5 protein-coding genes are annotated in these 4,443 nt (G+C 69.3%); all 5 read right to left on the bottom strand.

All coding sequences use genetic code 11. The features are described 5' to 3' along the window. Positions 1-30: 30 nt before the first annotated feature. Positions 31-297 (bottom strand): 50S ribosomal protein L27, encoded by a 267-nt coding sequence (gene rpmA / locus AX737_RS19665; protein WP_066924330.1) that lies wholly within the window; start codon positions 295-297, stop codon positions 31-33. 88 nt (positions 298-385) lie between these two features. Further along, on the bottom strand, positions 386-700 hold the full coding sequence (gene rplU, locus AX737_RS19660; RefSeq protein ID WP_066924329.1) for a 50S ribosomal protein L21: 315 nt from the start codon (positions 698-700) through the stop codon (positions 386-388). A 182-nt stretch (positions 701-882) separates the two neighbouring features. Then, on the bottom strand, positions 883-1,851 hold the full coding sequence (locus AX737_RS19655) for a type II secretion system F family protein (protein ID WP_066924327.1): 969 nt from the start codon (positions 1,849-1,851) through the stop codon (positions 883-885). A 23-nt stretch (positions 1,852-1,874) separates the two neighbouring features. Then, the gene (locus AX737_RS19650; RefSeq protein WP_066924326.1) at positions 1,875-2,852 is read right to left on the bottom strand and encodes a type II secretion system F family protein; all 978 of its coding nucleotides are present in this window, start codon (positions 2,850-2,852) and stop codon (positions 1,875-1,877) included. Beyond that, positions 2,849-4,306 carry a CpaF family protein gene (locus AX737_RS19645; protein WP_066924324.1) on the bottom strand — a complete coding sequence of 486 codons (1,458 nt, stop codon included), beginning with the start codon at positions 4,304-4,306 and terminating at the stop codon, positions 2,849-2,851. The genes AX737_RS19650 and AX737_RS19645 overlap by 4 nt, the downstream gene beginning before the upstream one ends. Between the last annotated feature and the right edge of the window lie 137 nt (positions 4,307-4,443).

Genomic DNA, 4,443 nt, shown 5'->3' with positions numbered 1-4,443 from the left:
ACGCTCGCTTCGCCTACGCGCGCCCGCCGCTTACTCTGCCGCCTCGAGAGCCGGCACCACCGTCACGAAGGCGCGCCCGCGGCGCGTCTCGAATTGCACCTTGCCGGGTACGAGGGCGAACAGGGTGTGGTCCTTGCCCATGCCGACGTTGCTGCCGGGATGCCATTTGGTGCCGCGCTGACGCACGATGATGTTGCCCGGAATGACGGCCTCCGAGCCGAACTTCTTGACGCCGAGGCGCCGGCCTTCCGAGTCGCGACCGTTGCGGGACGAGCCGCCAGCCTTCTTGTGTGCCATGGGAGATGCTCCGAATTCTTGGGGTCGGGGATGCGGTCGCGGTCCGGGTCCGGAGACCCTTCGCGCGCCCAGCGCTGTCAGACCTGGATCAGGCCTGGATGCCGGTGATGCGGACCACCGTGTGGTGCTGGCGATGGCCGCGCTTGCGGCGCGAGTTCTGGCGGCGGCGCTTCTTGAAGGCGATGACCTTCTTGTCCCGGCCGTGGCGGACGATCTCGCCCGTCACCGTGATGCCGGACAGCGTCGGCGCGCCGACCTGAGTGGCGCCCGCGCCGTCGGCGAAGAGCAGGATCTCGCCGAACTCGACGGTGGAGCCTTCCTCGCCCGGGAGGGTGGCGATCGTGATGGTGTCGTTGGCGGCGACGCGGTACTGCTTGCCGCCCGTCTTGATGACTGCGAACATCGTTCTCTCGTGTTCTCGAACGGCCTCCGGGGCGGATCCCCTGGGCCGGCTTCTTGTTTGAGTCGTGACCCCGGCGCGTGGCCGGCATCAACGCGAAACGCGCGGACTTCTGCGAGGAAGCCGCGCGTGGTGCCCGGTGGATAGGCCGCGGGTCGGCGCTTTGTCAAGGATCGGGCGCGGGATCAGTTCACGCGCATGATCTGGATCACCGCCGGCGTGATGATCACCACGAACAGCACCGGCAGGAAGAACAGGATCATCGGCACGGTGAGCTTCGGGGGGAGCGCCGCGGCCTTCTTCTCGGCCTCCGTCATGCGCTGGTCGCGGCTCTCCTGGGAGAGCACGCGCAGCGCCTGCCCGATCGGCGTGCCGTAGCGCTCGGCCTGGATCAGCGCGGTGGCGACCGCCTTCACGGGATCGAGCCCGATGCGGATGGCGAGGTTCTCGTAGGCCTGGCGGCGGTCCGGCAGGTAGGACATCTCGGCCGTCATCAGGGCCAGTTCCTCGGCCAGCACGACCGAGGAGGTGGCGATCTCGGTGCTGACGCGCTTGAAGGCGTGCTCGATCGCCATGCCGGATTCCACGCAGATCAGCGTGAGGTCGAGGGCGTCGGGCCAGGCCTTGCGCACCTCGGCCTGCCGCTTCTTGGCGGTGTTGAGCAGGAACAGCTCCGGCGCCTTGATGCCCAGATACGCCGCCACGATCACCAGGGCGACGCGCACGAGCGTCGGCTGGTCCAGCACCTCCAGCACGAAGAAGTAGAAGATCGCCCCCACCGTCATCACGACGGGCATGACGAGGCGGAAGAACAGGAAGGCCGTCTCGGATTGCGGGCCGCGGTAGCCCGCCTGCATGAGCTTGACCTTCGCGGTGTCGGTGCCGAGCCAGCGGCGCAGGTCGAACCGCTCGACGACCTCCTTCATGTAGGTCTTGGTCTCGACCCGGAGCGTGGCCCGCGTCGAGGCCTTCTCGCGCTCGCGGCGGCGGATCTGCTCGCGCTCGTCGCTGACGAGCTTCATCCGCTTGCCGAGCTTGTCGGCTTCGAGCAGCGGCTGGGCGATCGCGAAGGCGGTCGCCGCCGCGGCGATCGCGGTCAGCACCGTGCCCAGGGTGCGGGGATCGAAGAGCCACGCGGCGATCTGTTCGAGCATGCGGGAAGCCTCAACGGATCCGGTCAGATGTCGAAGGCGATCATCTTCTTGATGGTGAAGATCCCGGCGGCCATCCACAGGGCGGAGGCGGCCAGGGCGATCTTGCCCGCATCGGTCGTCCAGAGGAGCGAGATGTAGTCCGGGCTCGTCAGCGTCGTGATGCCGGCGACGCCGAAGGGCAGGGCCGCGATGATCGAGGCCGACGCCTTGGCCTCCATGCTCATCGCCTGGACCTTGCCGGCCATCTTGCGGCGCTCGCGCAGCACCCGCGAGAGGTTGTTCAGGGCCTCCGAGAGGTTGCCGCCCGATTGCTGCTGGATGCTGATGACGATGGCGAAGAAGTTCACCTCCGGCACCGGCACCCGCTCGTGGAGGCGCGCCACGGACTCGGCCAGCGACAGGCCCAGCGCCTGCGTCTCGATGATGGTGCGGAACTCGCCGCGCACCGGCTCCTCGGCCTCGCGCGAGACCATGCGGAAGCAGTCGCCCACCGGGATGCCCGTGCGGATGCCGCGCACCACGACGTCGACGGCATTGGGCAGCTCGGCCGTGAACTTCGCGATCCGGCGCACGCGCAGGGTGCGCAGGATGTACTGCGGCACGCCGACGGTGCCGACGAACACGCCGCCGAGCGCCACCAGCGGGTTCTCGGTGATCATCAGGAGCAGGAGCGCGAGCACGAGCCCGATGCCGCCCGAGATCATCCAGAAGGTCTTCACGCTCCAGGGCAGGCCGGCGCGGGCGATCTTCAGCTCCAGCGTGACCTTCGTGGTACCCTTCGCCTTGGCGTCGATCTCGCTCAGCGTCTTGGCGATCTGGTCGCGCCGGCTCACGCCGGCCACCCGCACCTGGGCGTTGCCGGCCGGAAGCGTCAGCGTCTTCAGGCGCTGCGCGGCCCGGCGCTCGCCGCCCATCAGCGGCAGCACGAAGACGTAGACGAGGCAGGCGGCCGCGAAGGCGCCGAGCCCGATCGCGATCCGCGGATCGACCGCGCCGCTCACGCCGCCGCTCCCGTCTCGGCGGCGTCGAGCGCCGCGGAGAGCTTCTGCTCCAGCCCGTAGTAGCGGGCGCGCTCCCAGAATTTCGGCCGGCCGATCCCGGTCGAGCGGTGGCGCCCGATCAGGCGGCCGTTCTGGTCCTCGCCCACGATGTCGTAGAGGAAGACGTCCTGCGTGGTGATCACGTCGCCCTCCATGCCGATCACCTCGGTGATGTGCGTGATCCGGCGCGAGCCGTCGCGCAGGCGCATCGCCTGGATCACCACGTCGATCGAGCCGACGATCATCTCCCGCAGCGTCCGCGAGGGCAGGGTGAAGCCGCCCATCGAGATCATCGACTCGATGCGGGACAGGCACTCGCGCGGCGAGTTGGCGTGCAGCGTCCCCATCGAGCCGTCGTGGCCGGTGTTCATCGCCTGCAGGAGGTCGAAGGCCTCCGGTCCGCGCACCTCGCCGACGATGATGCGCTCGGGCCGCATGCGCAGGCAGTTCTTGACGAGGTCGCGCATGGTGACCTGGCCCTGGCTCTCCATGTTGGGCGGCCGCGTCTCCAGGCGCACCACGTGGGGCTGCTGCAATTGCAGCTCGGCCGCGTCCTCGCAGGTGATGATGCGCTCGTCGTGCTCGATGAAGGCGGTGAGGCAGTTGAGCAGGGTCGTCTTGCCCGAGCCCGTGCCCCCCGAGATCACCACGTTGCAGCGCGAGCGCCCGATGATCTTCAGGATCTCGGCGCCCTCCGGCGAGATCGCGCCGAAGCGCACGAGCTGGTCGAGGGTGAGCTTGTCCTTCTTGAACTTGCGGATGGTGAGCGCCGGCCCGTCGATGGAGAGCGGGGGCGCGATCACGTTGACGCGCGAGCCGTCCGGCAGGCGCGCATCGCAGATCGGCGAGGCGTCGTCGACGCGCCGGCCCACCTGGGAGACGATGCGCTGGCAGATGTTCATCAGCTGATGGTTGTCGCGGAAGCGCACGCTGGTGAGCTGGATCTTGCCGCCGACCTCGATGAAGGTCCGGTTCGCGCCGTTGACCATGATGTCGGCGATGTCGTCGCGGGCGAGCAGCGGCTCCAGCGGGCCGTAGCCGAGCACGTCGTTGCAGATGTCGTCGAGCAGCTCCTCCTGCTCGGAGATCGACAGGACGATGTTCTTGAGGCCGATGATCTCCGAGACGATGTCGCGGATCTCCTCGCGCGCCGTCTCGCCGTCGAGGCGGGCGAGCTGGGTGAGGTCAATCGCCTCGATCAGCGCGCCGAAGATCATGCTCTTGGTGCGATAGTATTCCTCCGAGCGCTGCGTCTCGACCACGACCGGCGCGGAGACCGGGATCGGGTCGGGGCGCCGGGCGGGCGCGTCGGGCTGCTGGAGGACGGGGACCGCCGCCTGCGCGACCGGCGCGGCGGCCAGGGCGGCGCCCGCCGGGGAGGCCGGGTGGGCGACGGCGCTTCTGCGACCGAACATGGCGGGCCTCCTCGGGCTCTGGAGCCGGGGTCAGGACGCCTTGCGGCGGGCGAGCTTGGCCAGGAGCGGCTGAAGCGGTTCGAGCAGGTTCGCGCGGGTCCGGCGCGGCTCGGGCCGGCCGAGGATCGTGGCGGCGA

The sequence above is a fragment of the Methylobacterium sp. CCH5-D2 genome, assembly GCF_001556475.1.
Taxonomy (GTDB): domain Bacteria; phylum Pseudomonadota; class Alphaproteobacteria; order Rhizobiales; family Beijerinckiaceae; genus Methylobacterium; species Methylobacterium hispanicum.
This window is presented reverse-complemented; position numbering and strand designations above follow the sequence as displayed.